This is a genomic window from Kocuria sp. GQ42 (assembly GCF_059758435.1).
In genome coordinates, this window is the sequence record NZ_JCAXEN010000003.1 from 15,954 (window position 1) to 41,899 (window position 25,946).

Annotated in this window: 23 protein-coding genes; 8 read left to right on the forward strand and 15 right to left on the reverse strand. The window is 71.8% G+C overall.

From position 1 onward, the window contains the following. Nucleotides 1–56: 56 nt before the first annotated feature. A complete protein-coding gene (locus AC6CH6_RS08015; RefSeq protein WP_498254729.1) occupies nt 57–1,865 on the reverse strand; it encodes an NAD(P)-binding domain-containing protein in 1,809 nt (602 codons plus the stop codon). A 261-nt stretch (nt 1,866–2,126) separates the two neighbouring features. Here AC6CH6_RS08015 and AC6CH6_RS08020 point away from each other — a divergent pair, with 261 nt between their 5' ends. After that, complete coding sequence (locus AC6CH6_RS08020; RefSeq protein ID WP_498254730.1) at nt 2,127–3,158, forward strand: GAF domain-containing protein; 1,032 nt, start codon at nt 2,127–2,129, stop codon at nt 3,156–3,158. 180 nt (nt 3,159–3,338) lie between these two features. On the opposite strand, the gene AC6CH6_RS08025 is transcribed toward AC6CH6_RS08020, so the two are convergent. From AC6CH6_RS08025 to AC6CH6_RS08035, 3 genes are all read right to left on the reverse strand, one after another. After that, a complete protein-coding gene (locus AC6CH6_RS08025) occupies nt 3,339–3,749 on the reverse strand; it encodes a VOC family protein (protein WP_498254731.1) in 411 nt (136 codons plus the stop codon). Nucleotides 3,750–3,881: 132 nt separating this feature from the next. Further along, nucleotides 3,882–4,520, reverse strand: a complete 639-nt coding sequence (locus AC6CH6_RS08030) for an HD domain-containing protein (protein ID WP_109244153.1) — start codon at nt 4,518–4,520, stop codon at nt 3,882–3,884. Nucleotides 4,521–4,601: 81 nt separating this feature from the next. Then, the gene (locus AC6CH6_RS08035) at nt 4,602–5,255 is read right to left on the reverse strand and encodes a maleylpyruvate isomerase family mycothiol-dependent enzyme (RefSeq protein ID WP_498254732.1); all 654 of its coding nucleotides are present in this window, start codon (nt 5,253–5,255) and stop codon (nt 4,602–4,604) included. Between the two features lie 107 nt (nt 5,256–5,362). Between AC6CH6_RS08035 and AC6CH6_RS08040 the strand changes: the two genes are divergently transcribed. Both AC6CH6_RS08040 and AC6CH6_RS08045 read left to right on the forward strand, forming a co-directional pair. Continuing rightward, a complete protein-coding gene (locus AC6CH6_RS08040) occupies nt 5,363–6,502 on the forward strand; it encodes a metallophosphoesterase family protein (RefSeq protein ID WP_498254733.1) in 1,140 nt (379 codons plus the stop codon). Beyond that, nucleotides 6,499–9,135, forward strand: a complete 2,637-nt coding sequence (locus tag AC6CH6_RS08045) for an AAA family ATPase (protein ID WP_498254734.1) — start codon at nt 6,499–6,501, stop codon at nt 9,133–9,135. The genes AC6CH6_RS08040 and AC6CH6_RS08045 overlap by 4 nt, the downstream gene beginning before the upstream one ends. A gap of 13 nt (nt 9,136–9,148) precedes the next feature. Here AC6CH6_RS08045 and AC6CH6_RS08050 read toward each other — a convergent pair whose 3' ends face one another. Then, the gene (locus AC6CH6_RS08050) at nt 9,149–9,718 is read right to left on the reverse strand and encodes a dihydrofolate reductase family protein (RefSeq protein ID WP_498254735.1); all 570 of its coding nucleotides are present in this window, start codon (nt 9,716–9,718) and stop codon (nt 9,149–9,151) included. A gap of 294 nt (nt 9,719–10,012) precedes the next feature. On the opposite strand from AC6CH6_RS08050, the gene AC6CH6_RS08055 reads away from it, so the two are divergent. Then, nucleotides 10,013–10,918, forward strand: coding sequence for a CPBP family intramembrane glutamic endopeptidase (locus AC6CH6_RS08055; protein WP_498254736.1), 906 nt, complete (start codon nt 10,013–10,015; stop codon nt 10,916–10,918). 139 nt (nt 10,919–11,057) lie between these two features. Further along, nucleotides 11,058–11,606 (forward strand): hypothetical protein, encoded by a 549-nt coding sequence (locus tag AC6CH6_RS08060; protein ID WP_498254737.1) that lies wholly within the window; start codon nt 11,058–11,060, stop codon nt 11,604–11,606. Here the strand turns inward: AC6CH6_RS08060 and AC6CH6_RS08065 are convergent. Next, complete coding sequence (locus AC6CH6_RS08065) at nt 11,601–12,818, reverse strand: MFS transporter (protein WP_498254738.1); 1,218 nt, start codon at nt 12,816–12,818, stop codon at nt 11,601–11,603. The two genes, AC6CH6_RS08060 and AC6CH6_RS08065, sit on opposite strands and share 6 nt — an antisense overlap. A gap of 174 nt (nt 12,819–12,992) precedes the next feature. Next, entirely contained in the window at nt 12,993–13,664 is a 672-nt protein-coding gene (locus tag AC6CH6_RS08070) for a DNA alkylation repair protein (protein WP_498254739.1), read from the reverse strand. 268 nt (nt 13,665–13,932) lie between these two features. Here AC6CH6_RS08070 and AC6CH6_RS08075 point away from each other — a divergent pair, with 268 nt between their 5' ends. Together AC6CH6_RS08075 and AC6CH6_RS08080 are read left to right on the forward strand one after the other, a co-directional pair. Continuing rightward, a complete protein-coding gene (locus AC6CH6_RS08075) occupies nt 13,933–15,282 on the forward strand; it encodes an alkaline phosphatase PhoX (RefSeq protein ID WP_498254740.1) in 1,350 nt (449 codons plus the stop codon). A 251-nt stretch (nt 15,283–15,533) separates the two neighbouring features. After that, on the forward strand, nt 15,534–16,370 hold the full coding sequence (locus tag AC6CH6_RS08080; RefSeq protein ID WP_498254741.1) for a hypothetical protein: 837 nt from the start codon (nt 15,534–15,536) through the stop codon (nt 16,368–16,370). A 90-nt stretch (nt 16,371–16,460) separates the two neighbouring features. Here AC6CH6_RS08080 and AC6CH6_RS08085 read toward each other — a convergent pair whose 3' ends face one another. The 6 genes from AC6CH6_RS08085 to AC6CH6_RS08110 form a co-directional block, all read right to left on the reverse strand. Continuing rightward, the gene (locus AC6CH6_RS08085; RefSeq protein WP_498254742.1) at nt 16,461–17,831 is read right to left on the reverse strand and encodes an alpha/beta fold hydrolase; all 1,371 of its coding nucleotides are present in this window, start codon (nt 17,829–17,831) and stop codon (nt 16,461–16,463) included. Nucleotides 17,832–17,961: 130 nt separating this feature from the next. Next, nucleotides 17,962–18,873 (reverse strand): PaaX family transcriptional regulator, encoded by a 912-nt coding sequence (locus tag AC6CH6_RS08090; protein ID WP_498254743.1) that lies wholly within the window; start codon nt 18,871–18,873, stop codon nt 17,962–17,964. Continuing rightward, the gene (locus AC6CH6_RS08095; RefSeq protein ID WP_498254744.1) at nt 18,870–20,129 is read right to left on the reverse strand and encodes a cytochrome P450; all 1,260 of its coding nucleotides are present in this window, start codon (nt 20,127–20,129) and stop codon (nt 18,870–18,872) included. Before AC6CH6_RS08095 ends, AC6CH6_RS08090 begins: the two co-directional genes overlap by 4 nt. Nucleotides 20,130–20,158: 29 nt before the next feature. Beyond that, nucleotides 20,159–21,802 carry a phosphonate ABC transporter, permease protein PhnE gene (phnE, locus tag AC6CH6_RS08100; protein WP_498254745.1) on the reverse strand — a complete coding sequence of 548 codons (1,644 nt, stop codon included), beginning with the start codon at nt 21,800–21,802 and terminating at the stop codon, nt 20,159–20,161. Then, nucleotides 21,795–22,604 (reverse strand): phosphonate ABC transporter ATP-binding protein, encoded by an 810-nt coding sequence (gene phnC, locus AC6CH6_RS08105; protein WP_498254746.1) that lies wholly within the window; start codon nt 22,602–22,604, stop codon nt 21,795–21,797. The genes phnE and phnC overlap by 8 nt, the downstream gene beginning before the upstream one ends. A 40-nt stretch (nt 22,605–22,644) precedes the next feature. Further along, nucleotides 22,645–23,631, reverse strand: coding sequence for a phosphate/phosphite/phosphonate ABC transporter substrate-binding protein (locus AC6CH6_RS08110; RefSeq protein WP_498254747.1), 987 nt, complete (start codon nt 23,629–23,631; stop codon nt 22,645–22,647). A gap of 677 nt (nt 23,632–24,308) precedes the next feature. On the opposite strand from AC6CH6_RS08110, the gene AC6CH6_RS08115 reads away from it, so the two are divergent. Further along, a complete protein-coding gene (locus AC6CH6_RS08115; protein WP_498254748.1) occupies nt 24,309–24,488 on the forward strand; it encodes a hypothetical protein in 180 nt (59 codons plus the stop codon). A 184-nt stretch (nt 24,489–24,672) separates the two neighbouring features. Here the strand turns inward: AC6CH6_RS08115 and AC6CH6_RS08120 are convergent, their stop codons facing one another. Beyond that, complete coding sequence (locus AC6CH6_RS08120; RefSeq protein ID WP_498254749.1) at nt 24,673–25,158, reverse strand: DUF6650 family protein; 486 nt, start codon at nt 25,156–25,158, stop codon at nt 24,673–24,675. Between the two features lie 107 nt (nt 25,159–25,265). Next, nucleotides 25,266–25,895: a hypothetical protein gene (locus tag AC6CH6_RS08125; RefSeq protein ID WP_498254750.1), complete on the reverse strand. Its 630-nt coding sequence runs from the start codon at nt 25,893–25,895 to the stop codon at nt 25,266–25,268. Nucleotides 25,896–25,946 lie beyond the last annotated feature (51 nt).

Below are 25,946 nucleotides of genomic sequence, written 5' to 3' on the forward strand. Positions count from 1 at the left end.
GGGCGCCGGAACGGTCGATCCGTTCCGGCGCCCCGCCGTCGCGCCCACCTCCGGCATCACCGGGGGTGGTGGGACACCTCGAGCTCGAACACCGGGGTGGGCAGGCCCTCCATCCGGGCCTTGAGCTGCAGGGCGAGGTACTTGGAGTAGTGCCTGCTCTGGTGCAGGTTCCCGCCGTGGATCCAGAGATTCTCCACGTTGGTGGGCTTCCACATGTTCCGCAGCTCGCCCTCCCAGGGCCCGGGGTCCCGGGTGGTGTCGGAGCCGTAGCCCCAGCACTTGCCCACCCGGTCGGCGACCTCCGGGGAGATCAGGTCCGCGAGCCACTCGTTCATGGACCCGTAGCCGGTGGCGTGGACGACGAGGTCGGCCGGCAGCTCGGTCCCGTCGTCGAGCACCACCGCGTCCTCTGTGAGCCGGTCGACCTGGCCGGTGGCCAGCTGGACCCGCCCGTCGATGATCAGCTGCGAGGCGCCCACGTCGATGTAGTACCCGGAGCCGCGGCGCAGGTACTTCAGGAACAGCCCGGAGCCGTCCTCCCCGAAGTCGAGGTCGAAGCCGGCCGCCTCGAGCGCGTCGTAGAACTCCCGGTCCCGCTCGGCCATCGCCTCGAACGCGGGCCGCTGGACGTCCGGCAGGACCCGGTACGGCCAGGACGCGAACAGCATGTCCGCCTTCTCCGTGGTGATGCCGGCCTCCAGCGCCTCCTCGGAGTAGAGCGGCTTCAGGACCAGGTCCATGAGCGACTCGCTGCGGGAGATGTGGGTCGAGGAGCGCTGGACCATGGTGACCTCGGCCCCGTGCTCCCAGAGGTCCGCGCAGATGTCGTGGGCGGAGTTGTTGGAGCCGATCACCACGGCCCGCTTGCCCGCCCAGTCGTCGCCGCCGGCGTGCGCGGAGGAGTGGTGCTGCGCGCCCCGGAAGACGTCGGCGCCCGGGAAGTCAGGGATTCTCGGGTACCCGGAGACGCCCAGCGCGAAGACGAGCTGCGTGGGGTGCAGCACGACCTCCTCGCCGTCGCGGTCGACTGCGACGGTCCAGGTCCCGGTCTGCTCGTCCCACTCGGCCGACCGGCACTCGGTCCTCGCCCAGTAGTTGAGCTCCATGATGTCGGCGTAGTGCATCAGCCAGTCGGCGACCTTGTCCTTGGCGGGGAACACCGGCCAGTCGTCCGGGAACGGCAGGTAGGGCATGTGGTCGTACCAGACGGGGTCGTGCAGGTGCAGGGACTTGTAGCGGTTGCGCCAGGCGTCCCCGGCCTTCTCGTGCTTGTCCACCACGATCGTGGGGATGCCGAGGCGCTGCAGCCGTGCGGCCAGGCCGATCCCGCCCTGGCCGCCGCCGACGACGAGGCAGTACGGCTGCTCCGTCCGGCCGAGGGCCTCCTCCCGCGCCCGGCGCCGCTCCAGCCAGGTGGTGCGCTCGCGGGTGATCTCGTGGACCACCCCGCGGTCCCGGCGCGGCCCCTTCTGCTCCTCGAACCCGCGCAGGTCCTGCAGCGTGGTCAGCAGGGTCCACGCCTTCCCGCCGCGCAGCCGCAGGTAGCCCCACCCGGATCCGGCGGAGGTCTCGAAGCGCACCCAGCACTCCGTCACCCCGTCCGCCTCGGTGGGCTCGCCCTCCACCTCCCACCCGGAGGGCCGGACGTGCGGCAGGGTCTGCGCGAGCATCCGGCAGATCTGCTCGCGGCCCTCCAGCGTCTTCAGGTTCCAGGTGAACGCCAGGAAGTCGCGCCAGAAGCTCTCCTCCGCGAACAAGTCCGCCGCCGCGTCCGCGTTGCCGGCCGTGAGGGCGTCCTCCAGGGCGGCCAGCCAGGAGCGGGCGGTGTCCGTGCCGGCTCCCACGCCGGTGTCGATCGTGGTCATGGTTCCTCCTCGGTGTACGCCGGACGCCCAGTGGCATAGGGTCCGGTGTGATGCGTGTCACCACTGTGGGGCCGAGGGGGTTTCCCCGGCGTTGCATCAGGACGGACGCCGTGACGGCGGGGCGGACCCCGTGGCATCAGCACGGCCCCCGTGACATCGGGACGGGCGCAGAGGACGGAGGAGCGCGCTGTGGACAGCTGCGGATCGGCGAGGACACCGGAACGGGTGCGTTCGGCGTGGGAGCGGTGCGCCGCCCGGGGCATGTCCCGCGACCTGGACGGCCCGCGGGAGGTGCTCCCGGACCACGAGGTCGAGCAGCTGCGCGCACTCTCCCCGCTGGGGACGCACGTCGACGTCGTCGCCGACCTCCTGGGCGTCGTCCGTGACGCCGCCGAGGACCGGGTCGCCGTCCTCACGGGCCCCGACGGCACCGTGCTGTGGCGGCGCGGGGGACGCTCGCCGCTGGGACGCGCCGACGGGCTCGGCTTCGTCGAGGGCGCCGGCTGGGACGAGCACGGCGTGGGCACCAACGCGATCGCCCAGGCGCTGCGCAGCGGGACCGCGGAGGAGCTGCGGGGCACGGAGCACTTCGCCCGGTCCCACAGCGCCTGGGACTGCACGTCCGCCCCGGTGCGCCACCCGGGCAGCGGGGAGGTGCTCGGCGTCATCGACCTGTCCGGGCCGCGGGGCACCGCCACCCCGGACACCAGGGCCCTGGTCCGCTCGGCCGCACGCGTCGTCGAGACGCTGCTCGCCGCCCGGACGGACTCGCACCACCCCGCCGGCACGACCGGCACGCCGTCCCTGGAGCTGCGCCTGCTCGCCGAGCCGGCCGCGGCCCGGGTGGGCGGCGGGGACTGGTTCCCCCTGCCGACGCGCTCGGCGGAGATCCTCGCGCTGCTCAGCCTGCGCGAGCGCGGGTGGAGCGCCGAGGAGATGGCCTACGAGCTCTACGGCGAGCACGGCACCCCCGGCACGGTCCGCACGGAGATCCACCGGGTCCGCCGCCGGCTCGGGGCGGTGATCACCACCGGCCCCTACCGCTTCGCCGATCCGGCCGCCGTCACCAGCGACGTCCTGCAGCTGCGGACCGCTCTCGAGCAGGGCGAGGTGACCCGGGCCCTGAACATCTACCGGCAGCCGCTGCTGCGGTCCTCGGACCTGCTCACCATCGAGGAGTGGCGCTCCGAGCTGGACCGGGAGACCGCCGAGGCCGTGCGGCGCAGCGGCGACGCCCGGATCGAGACCCGCTGGTCCCACACCGAGATGGGCCACGCCTACCGGCGCGGATGAGCCGGGCCGGGGGCACGACGGCGCCGGGCGGACCGGCCGGATGCCGGCGCTCCTCCGCACCGTTCACGACCTCTGTGAACGTCGGTGAATCCGGTGAATCCGGTGAATCTCGCTCCAGGCGGGGCTCCGGCCCCAGCCCTCCGGCCGCGGTGCGTGCGGGCTCGTCGTCCGGATCGGGTCTCACTCCCGGGTCGTCACGATCGGGTCCGCCCACACGATGTTCCACCGGTGGCCGTCCGGGTCCGCGAACACCCGGTGGCTCGTGTAGCTGTCGTCATTCCGCTGCCCCGCGGTGGCGCCGGCGGCGACCGCCCGCTCGACCAGGGCGTCGACCTCCTCGGGGATGTCGACGAGCAGGGCGAAGCTGCCGCTCACCGTCCGGCGGGGGTCGGCGAGCTCCTGGTCCTCGCCGATGGCCTGCTGCATGAACCGCCGCTCGACGAGCGTGACCCCGAAGTCCTCCCCGAGATCCAGGATCAGGCTGTGCCCCTCGGCCATGCCGGGGGCCGTCCGCCAGCCCAGGGCCTGGTAGAAGGACCGCGAGCGCTCGAGGTCGACGACGGGGATGTGGGGGAAGAACTTGTACGCCACGGGAACTCCTGGAGCGTCGGCGGGCCGGGACTCCATGCTCCTCCCGGCCCGCGGACGGCACAAAGTGTGACCGCCCCGTTGCGGGCCCGCAGGCCCCGGGGTCCCCGCCGGGCTGCGGAGACCCCGCGGTGCTCACTCGGGCCAGGCGTTCTCCCGGATGATGCGCACGAAGTCCTCCCGGTGGAAGTCGGGGTCGAAGTGGGCGAGCACGTCGTCGTTCATGGTGCCGAAGGTGGTCTCGGGGCGGTCGGCCATGCCGTCGTAGAACGCGCGGAGGATCTTGTTCTTGAAGTCCGGCCGGGGGTGCGCGGCAACGACCTCGGCGCGGTGCTCCTCGGAGATCTGGTCCAGGTCCAGGCCCAGCACGTCGGTCTCGACGCCGAGGGTGACCACGGCGACCTCGGGCTCCAGGTGCAGCGGAATGGCCGGCGTGGTGTGCAGGGCGATCGCCAGCCACACGTTGCGCGCCTCCTCCGCGGAGCGGCCGTGGTCGCGCAGGAACGCCTGCGCCGCCGCGGCGCCGTCGATCTCGAAGCGCTGGTCCTGGGTGCGGTACTCGTCGGTGAGGCCGAGGTCGTGGAACATCGCCCCCACGTAGGCGAGCTCCGGGTCCACCTCGAGCCCGCGCGCGGCGGACTTGAGCATGCCGAAGAGGAAAACGCGGCGGGAGTGGTTGAACAGGCTCTCGTCGGCGGCCCGCCGGACCAGCTCGGTGGTCTCGCGGACGAGGGCGGAGTCCGGAACGGTGATGCCGGCGATGGTCTCGGCCAAGGTGTCTCCTCTGCTCGGGTGCGTGGTGTCGTGCGGGACCGGCGCGCGGCCGGTCCTTCCCCACTCTCTCAGGTAGCTCGCTCAGGCGGGCGAGCAGCGGGACCGCAGGATCGAGATGCCCTCGCCGGTCAGGTCGTCGCAGTACGCCGCTCGGCCGGCCAGCGCCATGACGATCGCCAGGGTGGGCCCGCTGACCAGGGGCCCGGCACCGGACTCGAACGGACCGTCGGTGGCCACCAGGTGGAGGCCCTGGGCGGCGCTGCGGCTGGGCACCGCGAAGTCCTTGCCCACGTAGAACTGTGCCACCGCGGTCACGGTCTCGACCGGCGGCGTGCGCGGCAGACCCAGCGGCCGGCGGATGTCCTGGCCGTGGACCACGACCTCCCCCAGCCACGCCGCGGTGTCCTTGGAGGGCGCCACGGTGCTGCCGGCCACGGCCCGGAACCGCTGGAGCGCCTCGGCCGGGGTGGCGCCCCGGTGCTCCTCGAGCCGCCGCTGGTTGTGCAGGTCGAAGTCGAAGCGGGCGCCCAGCACGCTCCGGAGCCAGCGGAGCCGGCCGATGCTCGCGGCCGCGGTCAGGTGCGCGACGACGTCCTCCACGGTCCACCGCCCGCACAGGGACGGCGCCGCCCACTGCGTCTCGTCCAGTCCGGCCAGGTCCTCGGCCAGGCGCGCGCGCTCGGCGTGGACGGCCGCCCACAGGTCGCTCCGGTTGCTCGGCTCCATGAGCCCCATCGAAGCACACGCCGGGGTGCCGGGGCCTTCGGTGTCCGCCGATCCCGATAGCGTGGCACTGGACCCACCCCCTGGGAGCGCACCCCCCGACCGCACGAGGAGCCTCGATGACGAGCATCCGATTCCTCCACACGAGCGACTGGCAGCTCGGCATGACCCGGCACTACCTCGAGGGCGAGGCCCAGTCCCGCTACACCGGCGACCGGGTCGAGACGATCCGCCGCATCGGGGAGCTGGCCCGCGCCCGGGGGTGCGCGTTCGTGGTGGTGGCCGGCGACGTCTTCGAGCACGCCAACCTCAGCCGCCGGGACGTCGGGCGCGCCCTGGACGCCATGGGCTCGGTGGGGCTGCCGGTGTACCTGCTGCCCGGCAACCACGACCCGCTCGGCCCGGGATCGATCTACGCCCAGGACGCGTTCCTCGGCGCGAGGCCGGACAACGTCGTCCTCCTGGACGGGGTGGGCCCGTGGCCCGTGATCGCGGGCGTCGAGCTCGTGGCCGCGCCCTGGCGCAGCAAGCGGCCCGACGCGGACCCGGTCGCCCCGGCCCTGGAGGGGTTGGAGCCGGACGGGACGCTGCGCGTCGTCGTCGGCCACGGGATGCTCGACGAGCTGGACCCGGACCGCAATTCCCAGGTCACCGTGCGCCGCGCGCCCCTGGAAGAGGCCCTGGCCCGCGGGGCGATCCACTACGTGGCGCTGGGCGACCGGCACATCCGCTGGCCCGAGGACGACCGCGGCGCCATCCACTACTCCGGCACCCACGAGTCCACGGGCTTCCGCGAGCACGGCCGCGGCCACGTCCTCGAGGTGGCGCTGGACGGGAGCACCGTGGACGTGACCTCCCACGAGGTGGGCCAGTGGGAGCACCGCGTCCTCCAGCGGCAGCTCGACGGCGCCGACGACGTCGGGACGCTTCGGGCCGAGCTCGCCGCCCTCACCCCAAAGGAGCGGATCATCCTCAAGACCGTCTTCACCGGCACCTTGAACCTCTCCGAGTCCGCGCAGCTGGACGGTCTGCTCGAGGAGCAGGCGGAGATCTTCGCGAGCCTCAACGCCTGGGAGCGGCACACCGACCTGGCGGTCGTCCCGGACGAGCACGAGTTCGAGAACCTCGACGTCGGCGGGTACGCCGCCGACGCCGTGACCGATCTGCGCGAACTGGCGGCCTCGGAGTCCGAGGACGCGCCCGCCGCCGGGGACGCACTCCGGCTCCTGTACCGCCTCGTGGGAGGAGCGACCCGATGAAGCTGCACCGTCTCAAGCTGGAGAACTTCCGCGGCGTGACCGCCCGCGAGGTCGAGTTCCCCGACGCCGGGGTGGTGGTGCTGACCGGCCGCAACGAGATCGGCAAGACCTCGATGATCGACGCCCTGGACGCGCTGATCGAGCTCCCGGACAACAGCAAGCACAAGAAGATCACCGGGGCGAAGCCCGCCGGCCGGGACGTGCCCGTCCTCGTGGAGGCGGAATTCTCGATCGGGACCACCCGCGTGATCTACACCAAGCAGTGGCTGAAACGGCCGTCCACGACCCTGGAGTACATCTCGGGCCCCCGGAGCGGCCACAAGCTCACTAGCCGCGAGGCCCACGACGCCGCCGAGCAGCTGTGGGGCGGGGCCGACACCGCGCTGTGGAAGGCCCTGCGCTTCATGCAGGCCGGCGGGCTGACCCAGAATGCCCTCACCGACAGCGCGGCGCTGCGCCGGGCCCTGGAGTGCCACGCCGGCCAGGCCCAGGGCGACGACCGCGAGGTCGCCTCCCTCCTGGAGCTCGTGAGCGCGGAGTGCGACAAGTACTGGACCTCGACGCGGAAGAAGAACGCCAAGTACCTCCAGGCCGAGACCGACTGCCGTGCGGCCGGGACCGCGGCCGCGGAGGCCGCCGAGGAGCTGCGGGGCATCGCGGTGGTCGAGGAGGAGCTCGCCGAGCTCACCGAGGAGATCGCGGCCACCGGCCGGAAGCTCGGGACGGCCCGCGTGGAGAAGGCGGATTTGGACCGTGCCGCCGGGGAGATCGAGGCCGTCCAGCGGCAGCGGCAGGAGGCTCAGCGCCGCCGGGACGCGGCCCAGGGCGAGCTCGACCGCGCCCGGGAGCGCTCGGCCCGCCGCGCGGAGCTCGTGGCCGCGCTGACCGCCGACGAGGAGCGCAGCGCAGCACTCGCCGAGGAACTGCGGTCCTGCGAGCAGGAGCTCGCCCCGGTGCGCGAGCACGCCGAGGAGGCCGAGGAGCGCCGGACCGCGGCCCAGGCCGCCGTGCAGGAGGCCCGGGCGGCCCACCGCTCCGCCCGGGAGGACCGGAGGCACCTCGACGACGTCGAGCGCCACCGCCGCGTGCTCGAGATCCTGGACTCGCTCGAGACGGTCCGGGCGCAGCTGGCCGAGCTGCGGTCCCGGCCCGGCACGGAGATCGACGAGGACGTCCTGGACGAGCTGGAGCGGGCCGAGCGGGCCGCGGAGAAGGCCGAGGCGGAGCTGGCGGCCGGCAGCGCCCGGGTGGAGCTCACCGCCCTGGGCCGTGCGCGCCCGATCACCCGCGGCGGCAGCACCGAGGAGATCGTCCCCGAGGAGCCGTGGTCCGTCCCGGTGACGGACGAGGTCGAGGTCGAGATCCCCGGCGAGTGGCGGCTGCGGGTCTTCCCGGAGCAGGGCATCGCGGCCCGCCGGGACGCCGCCCGCACGGCCCGAGAGCGGTTCACCACGCTGTTGGCCCGCCACGGGGTCGACTCGGTCGCCGCGGCCCGCGCCGAGTGGCGCGCCGCCCAGGATCTGGCGCAGCAGGTGCGCGAGACCGAGGCCCAGCGCGACCGTCTGCTCGACGGCGAGGACGAGAGCCGCTTGCGCGACGACCGGGACCGCCTTGCCGCCGCGATCGAGCAGTACGGCGACCGGCGGGACGACGTCGCTCCGCTGCCGGAGACCGCCGGCGCTGCCCAGGAGACGGTCGAGGCCGCCGAGGCCGCCCTCAACGACGCCGAGGACGCCGCGCTTCATGCCGAGGCCGCTGCCGAGGCGGCCCGGTCCGCCCTGCAGTCCGCCCAGACGACGCTGCACTCCCTCCAGGGCGCCGCGCTCGAGCAGGAGCGCGCCCTCGCCGGCTCGCGGACCCGGCTCGAGGACGCCCGCCGCGAGGCCCCGGACGAGGACCTCGACCGTGCCGCCGCTGCGGCAGCCGAGGCGCTGGCCACGGTCCAGGCGGAGATCGACGGGCACGAGGCGGCCCTCGCCGGTCTCGACGCCGACCGGGTGCTCGCCGACCAGCAGCACGTCACGGACGAGATCACGGGGCTCGAGACGCTGCTGGGCGAGCGGCGGGGCCGCCACCAGTCCCTGGCGGGCCGGCTCGAGGGCATGGGCCGGGACCGGGTGCAGTTCGCCCATGACCAGGCCGAGACACGGCTCGAGGCCGCCCGGCGCCACCTCGCCGGGTTCGAGCGGCGCGCCGAGGCCGCCCTGCTCCTGGAGCGGACGCTGCTGGAGCACCGCGAGCGCGCCCACGCCCAGTACGTCCAGCCGTTCCGCACCGAGGTGGAGCACCTCGGCCGGTCGGTCTACGGCCCGGACTTCGAAGTCCAGGTGAGCGGGTCCCTGGAGGTGGAGCAGCGCAAGCTCGACGGCGACTGGCTGCCCTTCTCCGCCCTCTCCACCGGGGCCAAGGAGCAACTGGTGATCCTCATCCGCCTCGCCACCGCCCTGCTCGTGGACCCGGAGGACGGGGTGCCGGTGCTGCTCGACGACGCACTGGGCCACTCCGACCCGCAGCGGCTCCGCCGACTGGCCTCGGCCATCACCACCGCCGGGGAGCGGACCCAGGTAATCGTGCTGACCTCGAACCCCGAGCGCTTCGTGAACCTGCGGGAGGCGCACCGGATCGAGATCTGAGCCGGGCCCGGGTTCAGGCGGCCGGCCCACCGCCCGAGGGCGCCATCGGGCCCACCACGCGGTAGATCGCGCAGACGAACGCGCGGTTCCGGGCCACGTCCTCCAGCTCCAGGTCGAAGCGGCGAGGGAACAGGGGGCGGCCCGCCCCGAGCGTGACCGGCGCGATGGAGACCATCAGCCGGTCCAGCAGTCCGGCCTCGGCGAACTGGGCGGCCAGGTCGCCACCGCCGACGACCCAGATGTCCTTCCCGCCGGCGGCCTCCGCGAGGGCGGCGTGGATCGGCGCCACCTCCCCCTGGGCGAAGCGGAGGTCGGCCCCGGCGATTCCCGGCAGCTCGGCGTGGGTGACCACCCAGGTGGGCATGTTGTAGGGCCAGTCCTCTCCGGAGGCCTGGAGGTGCGCGCGGACCCACTCGTAGGTGGTGCGGCCCATCACGACCGCCCCGACCCCGGCGATGAACTCGTCGTAGCGGAACGGGCCCTCGGGGTCGGAGTCCTGCCGGAACAGCCACTCCAGGGAGTCCTGCTCGTCGGCGAGATAACCGTCCAGGGTGGTGGCGGTGTAGAAGACAGTGCGGGTCATCGGAGACCTCCTGTGCGTCGTGGCAACCACTCGATCGGATCTCCGGGCTCGGGAGACGATCCCGGTCCGGCTGCGGACGGACCGCGCGTGGCCGTGCCTACTCCATCATCGTCGGCTGGCGGCGACACACAAGTGCTCCCCGGCCGCTCCCCCTTGCTCCCGTCCTTTCCCGCGCGCACTGTGAGAGTCACGCACCAGAGCGCGCCACGACGACGATCAGCACCGCCCGCGCACGCGGTGGTGGGATCTCCCGTCCCCGGGTGCGGACGGCATGCACCGGTCGGGAGAAACACCATGACCACGTCCGCCCCGGACCCTCGGGACACCGGCCACCGTCCCCGGAGTCGCTCGCCGGCCCGGCGCCGGCCCCTGACGGTGTTCCTCGTCCTGGCCCTGGGCCTGGGCTGGGCGGCGCTGACGGTTCCCGCGCTCACCGGTGCCCCGATGGAGCCGTTCCTGTTGTTCGTGAACTTCGTTGCGCTGCTGGGCTCGGCCCTGCTGGTGACCCGCCTGGCGGACGGGCCGGGCGCGGTCCGCCGGATGCTGGGGCGGGCCTTCGCCTGGCGCTTCGGCGCAGCCCGCTGGACCGTGGTCCTGCTGGGCATGCCGGTGCTCACCCTGGTCCTGGCCGCGGCCACCGGGTCCCTGCGCAGTCCTCCGGCCGGCTGGGCGGCCGAAGCGGGGTGGTACCTGTTCGCCACCCTCGTCTACGGGGCGCTGGTGCTCAACCTGTGGGAGGAGACCGCCTGGGGCGGGTTCCTCCAGTCCCGGCTGATCGCCCGGCACGGACTGCTGATCGCCGCGCTGCTCACCGGCCTGCCCTTCGCCGCGATCCACCTGCCGCTGTACCTGGCCGAGGGCTGGAGTTCGGAGACCGCCGGGAACCTCGCGCTGCTCTTCCTGCTCGTTCCCGTCTATCGGTACCTGCTGGGCATGCACCTGCTGGACACGGGCGGCAGCGTGCTGGCCATCGGCATCCAGCACGCCTCCTGGAACGCCTCGGGCAGCCTCGGGGCGGTGGAGGGCGAGTGGCAGGTGCTGGTGGCGGTCGTCCTGCTCACGCTCCTGGTGGCGCTGGAGCGCCGCGTCCGAGGCCGGGGCACGCGGCCCCTCGGCCGGGACGCCGAACGCCGCGCGGCCGCCGAGTGGACAGCACCGCGCAGCCGCGGCCAGGGAACCTCGGTCGACGGCCCGGGGTGACCGGACCGGGCCTCCGTCCTCGTCGCCGGCAACGACCGACGCGAGATCCGGCGGAGGACCACGCGCACCGCCCCGTCAGAAATACCTCCTGAGTGACGTGGCCCACATAGAATCGAGGCCACTGAGGCAAGGGGCTGGCATGAGCATCGAGGACGAACGGCGCACCCGCGCTGCCGCCCGGGCACCGCACGAGCCGCAGCCGCGCCGCCGCACCCCGCACGGCCGCGGTGCACGCGAGGCCGGCCTGGAGCGGGTCCTGGACGAGGTGCGCAAGGTCGGGGTCGAGGCGAGCGAGCTGCTGCGCAGAGAGGGCCTGAAGCCGGCCAAGCTCGTGCACGTCCCCCGCGGCGCCCGGTCCTACCCGCTGGTCGGCCACGCGTTCTCCCGGGTCGCGTGCGGCTACGGGTGGCACGTCATCCGCGGCCTGGTCATTGGCACGGACGGCCGGCTGTGGACCCGCACGCCGCTGCACGACCCCACGCCGCAGAAGGACCTGGACGCGTGGCGGCTGGACGTGGAGCCACCCGGCGGGCGGGGCGAGCTGCCCCACCCCGTGCAGTACGACGGGACCTCCCTGCACACCGTGCGCCGAATCTCGGAGCACGAGTACCTGAAGGTCGACCTCATCGACCACCTCACGGACGGCTACGCGCGACTGCTCGTCCTGCACCACCGCCGGAGGTCATGAACGGCGCGTGCGGTTCCGCAGGAGGCCGAGGAGCACGACCACGGCCAGCACCATGACCATGCCGGCGTAGCCGATCGCCGTGGGCACCAGACCGACCTCGCCCGCGACGGCACCGGCCGCCACCGCCGGGATGCTGTGGGAGAGATAGCTGACCACGTAGATCGCCGAGAGCAGCCCCGCCCGCTCGTGCGGTGCCGCCTGGGGCAGGAGCGTGCGCAGCACCCCGAGGAAGCCGGCGCCGAAGCCGACCCCGGCCACCACCGTCGCGGCGAAGTACAGTCCCACGGACCCGACGACGAGCGCGGCGATCGTGGCGGCCATGCCCACCACCAGGACGCTCATTCCCACGGCGAGCACCCGTTCCGGCGCCGCAGCACCGAACAGCAGGATCGCGATCCCGCCGGTGCCCGTCAGCGCCGCGACCACGAGGCCCGTGAGGACCACGGAGTCCGCCCCGGTCAGCGAGCGGACCAGGTTGGGCCCCAGGGAGATGATCAGACCGCCCAGGGACCAGCACGCGGCCGTGGCGGGCAGCACCCACACCGCCGAGCGCCGCACCTGCGGCGGGAAGGAGACGCGCGGACGCAGCGAGGCCAGCGCCCCGGGAGCGCGCTCCACGGTCTCGGGGCCGAGCGCCGTGCCCACGGCCTGCAGCGCCAGCAGCCCCAGCAGCACGAGGAAGATGAGGTCGATCATCTGCGGGGCGGCCGCGACGATGAGGCTCGAGGCCACCGCTCCCCCGGCCAGGCCGAGCACCGGCCCCGCCCCGGTGATCACGGTCCCCAGCCCCCGGCGCTCCTCCGGTTCGAGCTCGATGACGTAGGCGCCCAGCGCGCCGGTCGCCGTGCCGGTCGCCACGCCCTGGACGAGGCGTGCCACCACCAGGGTCGCCTCGCTGTCCGCCAGCACGAACACGGCCATCGCGGCGATCTCCAGGGCCAGGGCGGCCAGCAGCACCGGCCGGCGTCCCAGGTGGTCGGACAGCGCCCCCACCGTAAGCAGGGCGGCGAGCAGGGACACCACGTAGGCGGCAAAGATGACGGTCAGCACGACCGGCGGGAAGCCCCACAGGTCCTGGTACAGCGGGTACAGCGGACTGGGCGCGCTGGAGGCGGCCATGACCACCACCAGCACGGACGCCTGCACCCAGAACGCCGCCTTCGCGGACAGCACGGGACGACGGCGGGGCGCGGCACCGGAGCGGAGGAACATGCGGGGCCTTTCACGGCGGGGCTGGAGAGCGCGGCGTGACCGCGCTCTCCTCACGCTAGCCCCACCTCGGGGCCGGTGCTGCGCCTCGTCGTCGTCGGGATGCCGTCCAGGCACCGCCCCGTGCGGCCCCGGACGACCGCCGGAGACCACGGCACGCCCTCGAGCGCGGTGCTGCTACGGAGTGTCCTGCCGGCGCACCATCTCGGCGATCCAGGCGGGCGCGAACGGCGAGGTGCAGTTCGGTGGCGTCGGGTAGTCCTTGAGCACCTCCAGGCGCTCCCCGATCTCAAGGGCACGGGCCCGGTGCTCGGGGTGTTCAATCCCGATCTGCGCCAGGCAGGAGTTCATCGCCCACTGCAGGCGGTCCGGGGCGTCCTGCATCTGCGCCTCGATGACGTCGAGCAGTCCGGACAGGTCGAGGCCCTCGGGCTTCTTCGCCACGCGCTCGGTGGTCAGCGCCCAGCCGGCGCTCGCGACCGCGGGATCCCGATCGGCGAACCACGCCACGCGCAGCTCCTCGGCGTGCGGGCTCTTCTTCACCACGTAGTTCACGAGCCAGTCCTGGACCTTGGGGGTGCGCGCCTCGCGCACCATGGTGTCCAGCTCGTCCCGCTCGAAAGCTTTCGGCCGGCAGAGTAGAAGTGCCAGCAGTCTCGCCGCGGTGTCCCCGGTCTCCCAGAGCTGACGCGCGAGGTCCTGCTGCGTCTTGAGGCGCTTCGCGACCGCCCGCAGCCTAGTCAGGTTCACCCCGTGGTCGTCGCCGTGCCGCTCGTTCACCGCGCGCACCCTGGGGTCCTCGAGCGCGGCCAGCTCGGCCAGCACGTCGTCCACCGTTGTCTCGGCCACCTCGGCCTCCTGCCCGTCTCGGATGCGATCCAGCCTACGAGGAGAGCGAGACCGGCGAGCGGATCCGACGTCGTCCGCCGCCTGCGGCGTGGCTCGGAGCCTGCGGGCAGGGAACCCGGCGGACCCCGACCATCTCCGTTCTCGATCGTGAACAAAGCCGCCATGTGCTCGACGCGGGCCATTCACGGCGTGCTGGTCCGCTGTTCGACTTCCCCTGCTGGAGTCGGTCTCCGGAAGCAGCCGACCGACCCGTGAGGACAGCACCGAGATGACGACAGCACAGACCCAGGCCATGACCCCGGTAGGACGCCGCGGGCTCCTCAAGGCCGGCGGGGCGATGAGCGCCGCCGCCGCCCTGTCCGCGCTGATGGGCAACACCGCGCACGCCGCCCAGGGGCGTGCGCGCGGTGACGACACGATGCAGGCGCCGGACAACGGCGGCTACGGGCCGTTGCGGCCGGCACCGGGCGGCGAGCTGCTGCTGCCGGCCGGCTTCTCCTACGTGGCCTTCGGCCACACCGGCACGCCCATGAGCGACGGCACTCCGACGCCCGGCAAGCACGACGGCATGGCCGCCTTCGAGGGCGAGAACGGCATGATCAACCTGGTGCGCAACCACGAGCAGGCCGAGGGACCGGCCTTCGGCGCCCGCAGCTACAACCCGAACGCCGCCGGCGGCACCACCAACCTGGTCTTCGACCCCGCCACCATGGCGCTGGTCAGCACCTACCCGTCCCTGACCGGCACCATCCGCAACTGCGCCGGCGGCCCCACCCCGGCCGGGACGTGGCTGACCTGCGAGGAGACCTTCACCGGCCTGGACGTGGCGCACCCGCACGGCTACGTGTTCGAGGTCCCCGCGGACGCGACCGCGCCGGTGGACCCGGTGCCGCTGAAGGCGATGGGCCGGTTCACCCACGAGGCCGTCGCGATCGACCCGAAGACCGGCATCGTCTACGAGACGGAGGACCGCGGCACCTCGGGGTTCTACCGGTTCCTCCCGAACGACCGCGACCGGCTGGCCGCCGGCGGGCGGCTGCAGATGCTGGCCGTGAAGGACCAGCCGCAGTACGACACCCGCTACAGCCAGCGCGTCGGCAAGCCGCTGCCGGTCGAGTGGGTCGACATCGCGGACCCGGACCCGGACAGCACCGACACCCTGGCCGTGTTCAAGCAGGGCCACCAGCAGGGCGGCGCGGTCTTCGCCCGGCTCGAGGGCGCCTGGTACGGCGACGGCTCGATCTACATCAACTCCACCAGCGGCGGCGACGCCGGACTCGGCCAGGTGTGGGAGTACCGCCCCCGCGGCAACTCCGGCGGCCAGCTTGTGCTGGTCTACGAGTCGACCGACCCGGAGGTGCTGCAGGCCCCGGACAACCTCTGCGTGTCCCCGAACACCGGCGGCCTGGTGCTGTGCGAGGACGGCGGCGGCAAGGACCTGCTGCGCGGGGTCACCACCGAGGGCCGGATCTTCGACGTAGCGGAGCTGAACTCCCCCAACACCAGCGAGCTGGCCGGCGCCACATTCAGCCCGGACGGCCGGATCCTGTTCTTCAACGTGCAGAGCCCCGGCATCACCTACGCCGTCACCGGCCCGTGGGAGAACGGCGCGCTGTAGTCCCGCCGCAGCCCTCGAGCCACGTGCGCAGGCGCCGCCCGGAGACCTCCGGGCGGCGCCTCAGTGCGCGTCCGCCTCAGCCCGCGACACGCCTCCCACCAGGCACGACGTTCGCCATCGCGACGGCCGTTCCCCCTAGGCTGTCCCGGGCGCCCGGGACAGCCCCCCTCACGGTCTCCGGTGCTCCTTGCCCGTGCGCACCGGGCGAGCCCCTGCCCCAGCGCTCCTGCGCGAGACCGAGAGAGAGCACCATGGCGTCCCCCCAGCCCGTTCCCGCCCCTGCCCGCCGCACCCGCACGCCGAGGATCCGCGTCGGCGCCGGCCTGCTCGCAGCCACCGTCCTGCTGCTGGGCGCCACCCCGGCCCAGGCCGTGCCCACCAGCTCGAGCGGCTGGCACCCCGTCAGCGGCACCGACCGGGTGTTCCGCGCGGACAACGGCATCGCGCTGAACTACCACTACTACGTCGACGGCGTGGACTGGGACCGCCCAGCCGGGGCGGTCTTCTACTTCGATGGCGACGGCACGACCCGCACCGAGCAGCCCAACGGCCCCTTCGCGACCCGCATGGCCGAGGTCGCCGCCGAGACCAACCGGGCCTTCGTCTTCGTCGAGGCCCCGAACGGCACCCGCAGCTGGCGCGCCGGGGACACCGCGGCCACCGCCGCGGCGGTGCGCCAGTTCGCCACCACCAACATCACGCCCACCACCGACGCCGGGGTGCTGATGTCGGGCTACTCCGGCGGCGCGGAGTTCCTCTCCCGGAGCCTGCTGCGCGAGGGCATGGACTGGTTGCCGGCCGGCTCCGGGGCGGCCTTCATCGGCGGCGGCGGCACCTACGGCCAGCCCATCGCCGAGGCCACCCCGGCCACCGACGACCTCGGCCTGACCTGGGTGGTGGGCCACCGGGACGGTGCCTACGCCTCCGGCTCCGGGGCCTGGTCCGCCCTGGACGCCGCCGCCCAGGCAGAGACGGAGTTCCGGGAGGCCGGCTACGACCGGGTCCGGCGGATCACGACCGCCGGGGCGCACACCGACTACGACATCCCCGCCATCGTCGCGGAGCGGCTGGCCGAGCTCGGGAGGTAGGCGGACAACCTCGTGACGGTGGCCGGGTCATCGGCCAGGATCCTGCTCAGTACCGCGGCGAGCGCCCGTCGTGCCTGTCCGTGCTCGTGGTCAGAGCCCGTTCAGGGGGTAGGAGGGCCGAGCGAACTGGTGGGGGCGCAGGTCGACGAAGCCGGCGGTCCCGAGATCGAGCGGGGACTGCTCGTCGAGCTCCTGGGCTCGTGCGTTGAGGGAGGCGCCGGTGGCCGCGTTGCTCCAGCGGCCGGTGTCGATGCGCTCCTCGAGGGTGGTGAGGGCGGCCAGCTGCTCGGCGGGGGTGTAGTCGCAGTGGCCGGGACGGTCGACGAAGGCCTGGCGGAGGAGCTTCCTGTTGCCGGCCGCGGAGACGGCGTCGGCATAGGCGCGGGCCTGGGTGACGGTCGGGGCGGTGTCACCGGTCTCGTGCAGGGTCAGGACCGGGCCCTCGATCTGGCCGGTGGGAGCGGCGTTGTCGAGCATGTACTGCACGGCGTCCGGGTCGGCCGCGATGCGGGGGGCGGCCTCGAGACGGCCGAGGTCGGCGTCGAGGTCAAGTCCTGCCTCGCGGTAGAGAGCGCGCACCTGCTGGGCGTTGCCGGAGGCGGCCAGCTGCCGGCGGTAGTCCACCCCGGTGTTCCAGGAGAAGTTGCCGCCGGCCCGTGCTTCCAGGGGCTGGCGCGGGGAGAACACGGAGAACATGAAGACCCCGTATTGCTGCTCCTGCTGCGCAGCCCAGTCGTGCGCGCCCGGGCGGTCGGTGCCGGGCTGGGTCCAGCCCGGCAGCTGGGCGAAGGCCGCGGCCAGGGCGATCCGGGCCCGGCCCTCCGGACTGGTCTGGGCGGTGTCGAGGACCTGCTGGGCGGCGGCGCGGCTCACCTGCTCATCGTCGACGTCCACGATCTCGATCCGGTCGTCCTCCGGAGCCAGCAGCGTCTTGAAGGTGAAGGCGGCGTCCAGGGACTGGTTGAGCATGCCGACTCCCCCTGCGACGGAGGCGCACAGGGGCAAGGCGCCGTCGAAGTCCTCCGGGTAGCGCTCGAGCAGGGCCGCGGACGTGAGCCCGCCCATGGAGCTGCCCCAGGCGATGGTCGACTCCGGGTCACCGAGGAGGTCCGAGGCCACGTCGACGACGTCGTCCTGGTCGCCCAGCAGCTCCTCCACGGCCCAGCCGTTCGTCGTCGGCTTGGAACCGGCCAGGGCGTAGCCGTGCTCGAGCAGCCAGGCTCGCGTGGTGGTAGAGGGCCCGCTTGCCGCCTCACCGCCGGCCGCTCCGCCGATGTAGCCGGGGCTCCAGACGAGCAGGGTGCCGTTCCAGTCGGCAGGGGTCTCGACGACGAAGCGTGCGCCGCTGGGCAGGTCACCGCGGTGCGTCTGGGGTGCGGTGGCGCCTGCGGCGGTGACCGCGGCGCTCGCGCCGACGAGCACGGTTGCCAGGGCGAGAGCAGTGGCTCGGACATGTCGCATGGTGTGCCTCCTGGGAAAAGATCGACGATATGGGCAGTACTTTGATGTGCTGTCGCACGGATTTATGTCGTACTTCTTGGTGCGGCGCGGGAGGTGTGGGTGGCGGGGGTTTGCGCTCTGTTCCGCCGGGTCAGGGTTGGAGCTGGCGGGTGCTGTGGAAGGTGTGGTGGCGCACGAGCTCGGCGAGGTCAGGGGCGTGGCCGGCGACGATGGAGCGGAACCGGCTCTCGGCCGCCGGTCCGAGGCGGTCGTAGAGCTGGGCGCAGGCGGCCACGGCGGCGTCTCCGGGCCAGTCGGGCCCGAGCAGCTCCCGGGGCAGCCTGGGGTCGGTGGAGGAGATGCGGCGCCAAGCGGTCATGGTCTCCGTCCGGGCACGCAGGGCCTGGTCCGGGGCGATCCCGTCGCGCTCCACCTCCTCCAAAGTCGAGCGGCAGGTCTGCGCGAAGGCACGGTACCGCTCGGCCAGGGGTGTCAGGTCGAAGGCCTCGGCCACGATGCTGCGGTCCTTCGCCAGGGGCAGATGGGGCCCACGGAAGACGGTGAGCTGGTCCGGCGCCACGTGGGAGGCCAGTTCGTTCAGTTCGGGAATCGGTTCCCACGGAGAGATCCACAGCGCGTCGTACAGCTTGCCGAAGTGCAGAGCCTTCAGGTTCTCGCGCACCAGCCGGCGGGCGGCGCGGTCCTCCTCCGGGATGGAGAACGCCACCACGGTCCAGGCACCGTCCCAGGACTTGGGGGTGGGATCGCCGAAGACCTTGCGGACGTGCATGTCGAGGACCTCCCGGCTCTGGGGCGGCACGCCGTAGGAGGTCTCACGCCCCTGCCGGGAGCCGACCAGGAAGCGGCGGGCCGCCAGCCGCTGGATGGCGGCCCGGGCACTGGTGGGCGAGATGTCGAACTCAGCCAGCAGCCGCACGAGAGCGGCAGAGGGAAGCGGCTCGGGGCGGCCGAACCAGTAGTCGCCGAAGAGCGTCGTCAGCAGCCGCTGCGGCTGGGGACCCTGCTGGCGCCGGGGCAGACGGGGCACGGTGTCGGGACTCATCCGGCCATTTTCTCCTGCCCCGCGCCCTGCGCCGAGGACGTGGAGGCTCGCTCGAGTCGCAGGGGCACCGAGCGGGGGCCGAACTCGAGCCAGTTCATCATCTCCACCTCGCCGTCCAGGGTGAAGGAGCTGGTGCTGGAGAGCAGGACCTCCAGAGCGATCAGCAGCTCGGAACGGCCCATGGCGGCGGCCGGGCACCGGTGGGCGCCACGGCCGAAGGCCAGGTGCCGGTTCGGCTTGCGCTCCAGGTCGAAGGCGTCGACGTCGTCGAAGTGCTCCTCGTCCCGGTTGGCCGACGGGAAGATGAGGGCGATGGGCTCGCCCTCCCGCACGAGCCGGCCGTGGAGCTCAACGTCGCGGGTGGCCGTGCGGGCGAACACCCGGTAGGGGGCGTAGAGCCGCAGCAGCTCTTCGACCGCCGCGGGCAGCAGCGTCGGGTCCTCCCGCAGGCGCTGCTGCAGCTCCGGGTGCTGGGCCAGATGAGCGGCGGCGCTGCCGAGCACGGCCTGGGGAGCGCCCATGCCGGCCACGATCATCTGCCGGATGGTCGCCACGGCCGTCTTGTGCGTGATGGCGTTGTCCGGGTCCTTCGCCGCTCGGCGCAGTCCGTTCACCAGGTCCTGCGTCCCGTCCTCGGCGGCATCCGCGTGCTGGGCGTAGATGGTCTCGGCGATGGCGTAGAGCTCGTCGCTGGCCGCCATGATGGCGTCCTTGTCCATGTCCTGAATTGCGTAGGAGTAGCGCACCCCGATGTCCCGCACCCGCACGGCCGTGGCGTAGGGCACCCCGAGGTACTCGGCGAAGGACCGGGCGACGAAGGGCATCGCGAAATCCTTGCTGTAGTCCCCTCCGCCCTGCTCCAGGAGCGGCGCCAGTGTCTCCTGCGCGGCGTCGCGGAAGCGGCCCTCCAACCGCTGCACCGCGGCCCGGCGGAGGCTGGGGTCGATCACCTTCCGGTAGACGTCGTGCTCGGGCGGGTCGAAGTGCAGCGGCGGGCGGCGGGAGCTGCGCGGCACGTGCGGAACGACGTTCTGGGTCACGGTGCTGAAGGTGGCCGAGTCGCGGGTGATGGCCACGACGTCGTCGTAGGTGGTCGCCGCCCAGAACCCGCCGTAGTCGTTGCTCCACGGCAGGGGGGTCTCCTGGCGTAGGGCGGCGTAGACGGTGTGGGCGCTGCCGAAGGTCTCGGGCTCCGTGGGATCCCATTCCGAGGCTCGGAAAGGACACCGGCCGTCGGCGGGGGTGGGGTGGTCCATGGTGGGTCAAGCCTTTCTCGACGAGATCTCTAGAAGACCTGGCGGCGCACCCAGCGCGCGGCGGACTCGATGGCGAAGACCACGACGATGAGGAGGATGAGGATCGCACTGGTCGTTTCGTAGTGCAGGGTGGCGGTGGATTCGTGGAGCAGGAAGCCGACGCCGCCGGCCCCGACGATGCCCAGCACCGCGGACTCGCGCAGCGCCAGGTCGGAGGTGAAGAGGCTGTTGCCGAGGAAGGCCGGCACGAACTGCGGCCACACCCCGCTGACCAGCACCTGCAACCGGGAGGCGCCGGTGGCTTCGAGGGCCTCGCGGGGAGCCGGATCGAGGTTTTCCAGGGAGTCGGTGAAGAACTTCGCCGCCAGGGCCGTGCAGGAGATGGACAGGGCGAGGAACCCGGCGAAGGGTCCCAGTCCCAGGGCTGCGACGAACAGCAGGGCGAAGATGATGTCGGGGACGCCCCGCATCAGCACCACCAGCAGCCGCACCGCCCCGGAGATCACGCTGTTGCGCACCAGCAGGTCGGTGGCGAGCAGGGCCAGGACGAGTCCGAGCACCACTCCCACGGTGGTGGCCGTCATGGCCATGAGCAGGCTCTCCATGACCGCCACGAGGATCTCGACGCTGAAGGCCGGCGGGACCATGCCTGACAGCAGCGTCCACAGGTTGGGCAGCGAGTCCCGCACGCGGCCCAGGTCGGCGTTCAGAGCCCACAGGGAGTAGCCGAACAGGACTGCCGTTCCGAGCCCGAGGAGCAGTCGCCGCACGCGGGGTCCGTCCCAGCCGAGCGTGAACGGCTCGCGACCGGCGGAGAACAGCTGGGAGGCCGTGTTCGCCCGGCGGTGGGTGGAAAGGCGGCGCCGGACCGTCACCGACAGGAGCTCCAGCAGCAGGATCAGCCCCACGATCACCAGCACGATCCCTGCCGCCCGCGGATAGTTGAGGCTGCCCATCGCGGTCTGCAGGGCTACGCCGATGCCGCCGGCGCCGACCAGGCCGAGCACCGCCGACGCGCGGATATTGATGTCGAGGCGGTAGAGCACGATGCCGGCCAGGGTCGGGACCGATCGGGACCACACGGTGGACAGGAAGGTCTGCAGCCGGGTGGCTCCTGTTGCCGTGATCGCCTCGACCGGGGCGCCGTCCTGCTCCTCGAGGGCGTCGGCGTAGAGCTTGGCGATCATGCCCACCGAGTGGACGGCGATCGCCAGGCCTCCCGCCATCGGTCCGAGGCCGAAGACCCGCACGAAGATGATGGCGAAGACCAGGCTCGGGATCGCCCGGGTCACGATGATCAGCGCACGGGCGAGAGCCTGCACCGCGCGGGAGCCCGTGTAGGTGGAGGCCGCCGCGGCGGCCAGCGGCACGGAGGCGATCGTGGCCAGCCCCGTGCCGGCCACGGCGATCAGCAGCGTCTGGATCACCAGGGACGCCAGTTCACCGACCGGCCCGAAGGTCGGCGGGGTCATCCGCTGCAGCAGCCGCCAGGTGTCCTGCCAGCCGGCCAGCACCGAGGACAGCGAGACGTCGATCCACCAGCACCCGAACACGGCCGTCGCGAGATAGACGACCGGCAGCACACCGGCCAGCAGGGGCCGGCGCCCGGGGCGGCTCCGGTCCTCGGCGCCGGGCGGGGCGGGAGCCGGCGGCGCAGTGGTCGTGCTAGTCACGGTGTCCCTCCCGTGCGTACACCGAGCGCAGCGTGGCCTCGTCGACCTCCGCGGTCGGGCGGTCCAGGATCTTGCGGCCGTCGCGCAGGGCCACGATCCGGTCGGAGACCTGCATGGCCAGGTCCACCTGGTGCAGGGTGCACATCACCGTGAGCCCGTCCTCCGCACTGATGCGCTTGAGCACTGCCAGCACCGAGGTGCTGGCCGCCGGGTCCAGGGAGGCCACCGGCTCGTCGGCCAGGATCACCTTCGCGTCCTGCATGAGGGTGCGGGCGATGGCCACCCGCTGCTGCTGTCCGCCGGAGAGGGTGTCGCACCGCTGGAAGCGGTGGTCGACCAGACCGACCCGCTCCAGGTTCTCCACCGCCCGGGCCCGCAGGCCGGAGGGATAGGTCATCACTCCGTAGCGGGGCAGCTTCAGCTGCGCCAGCGAGCCCATCAGGACGTTCTCCAGGGCGCTCAGCCGGCCGACCAGGCCGAAGTGCTGGAAGATGAAGCCGACGCGGCTGCGCAGCTCCCGCAGCCGGCGGTGCGAGCACGCGCCGGGATCGCTCCCGAGGACCTCCACCGTCCCGGAGTCGGGGAGATTCATCCCGTTGACCATCCGCAGCAGGGTGGACTTGCCGGCCCCTGAAGGCCCCACCAGGGCCACGAACTCCCCCGGTCGAGCTACGACGCTGACCTGGGACAGCACCGGCGTGCCGCCGTAGGACTTCGACACCTCGAGAAGACTGATCCCACCCGTCGATGCGGTGGACGGGTCGACGCTCTCCGCGGGCGGGTGGTGGACGGACTGCAGCATGGCTCCCCCTGGGTCGCGGGTGGTCGAGAAGTTCGGGTGATCACTCACCGGCGGTGCACACCTCGGCCTGGGTGGTCTCGCAGATCTCTCGGATGGTGGCGTAGGCCTCGTCGTCCGTCGGGACGAACGCGAAGGCGCCGGTGCCGCCCCACTTGCAGGACGGCTCCCCCGCCTGCTCGCCCCACGCCTCCGGGGCCGGCTGCTCGGCGCCCTCGCAGAAACCGGCCTCGGCGGCCGAGACGGCGTCGAATTTGGTCAGGGTGTCGGTGATCTTCGTCCGCATGTCCTCGGGCAGCCAGTTGCCCACCACGAACGGCGGGCCCGGGATCGCCGGGGAGGTCCAGACCTTCTCGACCTGGTCGGGCTGCAGCTGTCCGCGGGCGGGAAGCAGCTCGTCGATGAAGGTCGCGGCCGCGAAGGCGACGTCGCAGTCGCCGGCCAGCAGTGAGGACACGGCCGTGTCGTGCCCGCCGGCGAACACCTTGGTCGCGTCGGAGTCAGGGTTGACCCCTGCCTCGATCATTCCCGCGGCCGGCGCCAGGTATCCGGTGGTCGAGGCGGGATCGGTGAAGCAGATGTCCCTCCCCGCCGTGTCGGCCAAGGACTCGACGTCGGTCGTGTCGCTGCGCACCATGCCGTACGAGTGGATGGCCGGTTCGGCATCCGGGGCCAGGATGTCCACGGCCACCGGGGTGACGTCTGCCTGCTCACGGGCGAGGTGGTAGCTGAAGGCGCCGTAGACGGCGACGTCCACGCGCTCGGCCACCTGGGCCTCGATGACCCCGGCGTTGCTGCTCACCGCTTCGAAGGACACCGGGATGTCCAGTTCCTGCTCCAGCGCGGCGATGACGGGGGCGAACGAGGCCTCCAGCTCGTCGCTCTGCTCCGTGGGCACGGCGGCGAAGACCAGCTCCGTCACCTCCCCGTCCCCGCTCTCGGCACCTCGGGCGTTGGGGCTCTCCCCACATCCGGCCACCAGGACGGCAGCCAGCAGGGAGATCGACAGTGGCAACAGCGTTCTCTTCATCGCAAGACCCTTCATCTCGTTCGGCACGCCACATCCAGACCGCATATCTACGGACGCTCAACAGCAAATGTGTGGCCTATTGCGAGTGAGTCGAACCAGCCGGTGCGTGTGGTGTGACTCACATGCTGGCACAGACCATTGAGGAGGTCAACGATTTTCTCCGCCGAAATCACCTCCTTCTTCCGCACGCAGTGCAAGGCCAGTGCCCTCATGACCGTCATCCTTTCTGCAGGCGCTGCCGAACTCGCCCGACTCGCCCCAGCACCGGGAGTCGTGGCAGCGTCTGCGCTTCTTCGCGGACCAACCCCGCGCCTGGGCACCGCCACCCATGGGAGCCTGCGCGACTACCGGCATTGAGCCGCGGCCCAGAGGGAGGAGGTCGCCCGGGCGAAAGAGACCGTGGCCCCCGAGACCGTTGCGAAGGCCGCGCAGATCACTACCGCCCATACGACCAAGGTCCTTGAATACCCCGTGCTGATCCTGGCTGGGACAGTGTCCCCGCTGCGGCAGGGCACTCAACACGTGCTCTTCGCCGAGGACGGGGCATGGAGATGTTCCCCAAGACGAGGGCTGGCCACCGCAGAACTCCGCGGCGCGCTGCTTCAGGGTCCATAGTTCGGCACAGCCCTGCACCGGCTCATGGAGCTGTGCGTTCCCGCGGATCGGAAGGGGACTACGTGATCGCGGGCTACAAGACGGACATGGCGCTCTCCCAGGTGAGCCCGGAGGCCTACCAGCAGCAGTTATCCCTCTACGCCGGCCAGCTGGAGCAGATCGCCGGCGGGCGCGTGCGGGAGCTGGTCCCGGTGCACCGCCAACCGACGATGCGGCAGGCGATGGCGTATGAGTATGTCTGAGGCTGAGGCGGGGCCGCGTCGGCGGCTTTGAGGCAAGGAAGGGCAGTCGACGGCGGCAGGGTCTTTGGTCCATCTACACGGGCGGCGACTGGCAGACCAACTCGCACCTCCCCATCGTGACGACATGGTGAAGGAGCTCCGTCGGAATGTTCAAATGCACCGGTGACGCGACGTCACAGACAAATCAGTAAGCCCCGCCTGCAGGCTCCAGGGCGCGAACGCCTCGGACCTCCCCCGCTATCTCCCGGATGCTCTTCCACAGGTTGCTCCGGAGAGTCACGAGGTCGTGCAGGTACCTATCCGGCTGACGAGCTGTGGCGTGCAGGTACCGATTGCAGGCTCTCGTCATGTCGGACAGGGGTTTCTGAGCACCGGACTCCAGGCGAGTCTGCTCGCGCGCCTGGCGAATGCGGTCGCGGAGGTCGAGGACGCTGGCATTCACGTTGTGAAAGTCGTCCAGTTCTTGCGCGCCGGGAACGACTCTGACGTTGGCGATGACAGCGAACGCCCTCCGACGGTGGATCTCGTCCACCAGCAGCCGTAGAGAGTGCTTCTCATTGCTCCGTCGTTGCAGCCGATAGGTAATCAGCGCGATCACCACGGTCAAGACAGATCCCACCACGGCCCCGATGATTGCCACCCAGAAGTCCGGCCAGAACGTGTTCCACATCCGGTCATCATTTCATCAACAGAGGAACTAGGCAGGTCACTTCAACAGGAGAGGCTGGTAGAAGATTCGGAGTGTTAGCAAGAAGGGGATCGATGCCCTTCGGAAGGTCAGGCGCCGACCGTGGCGGATGGGAAGTTCCACTCAAAACTCGGGCGGTCGGGAGAAGTGAAGTTGTCGTAAATCAGGACCCCTTCAGTACTGGGGACGTCGAGAACCATTTTCCCCGTGGCACGCTCGCCCGCACCCAAATTGGAGGGAATCTGCTCGGACTGATCGAAGCACATCATGGAGGACACGGAAGTCGCCGAGTTGAGAGTTGTTCCGTTCTTGTCAACCACCCGGAACACTTCGGGACCCATGGAAAAGTTTCCGCCATACGTGCCTTCCGAGAACCCTGGCTCGGGGCCTGTCTCGACCTCCACTTCAACGGCGACATGATGCCCGTTTTCCGACTCCTGAGGGAACTGACCCGTGCAGGTTGGATCCACTTCAATACCCTTAATGACAAACTTTGCCACTTCATGCTCTTCGCTTTCAAAACCCGTCACAACTGCGACGTCGCCCGGCTCCAAGACCCGGTTACCCCGAGAGGACAGGTTCTCGTCCGGCTCTTCTGAGCTTCCGCCTGCAGGTGCTTCGACATTCGGCGCGGTGGGTTCCGGCTCTGCTTCAGCGCCGGAACAACCGGTCAGTACGAGGGAAAAGAGTGCCAGGAGGGCAATAGCAGAGCGCTTCATCAGGGGAGACCTTTTGTTGGGGGACCACTAGCATCGTGACATGAGACAGTT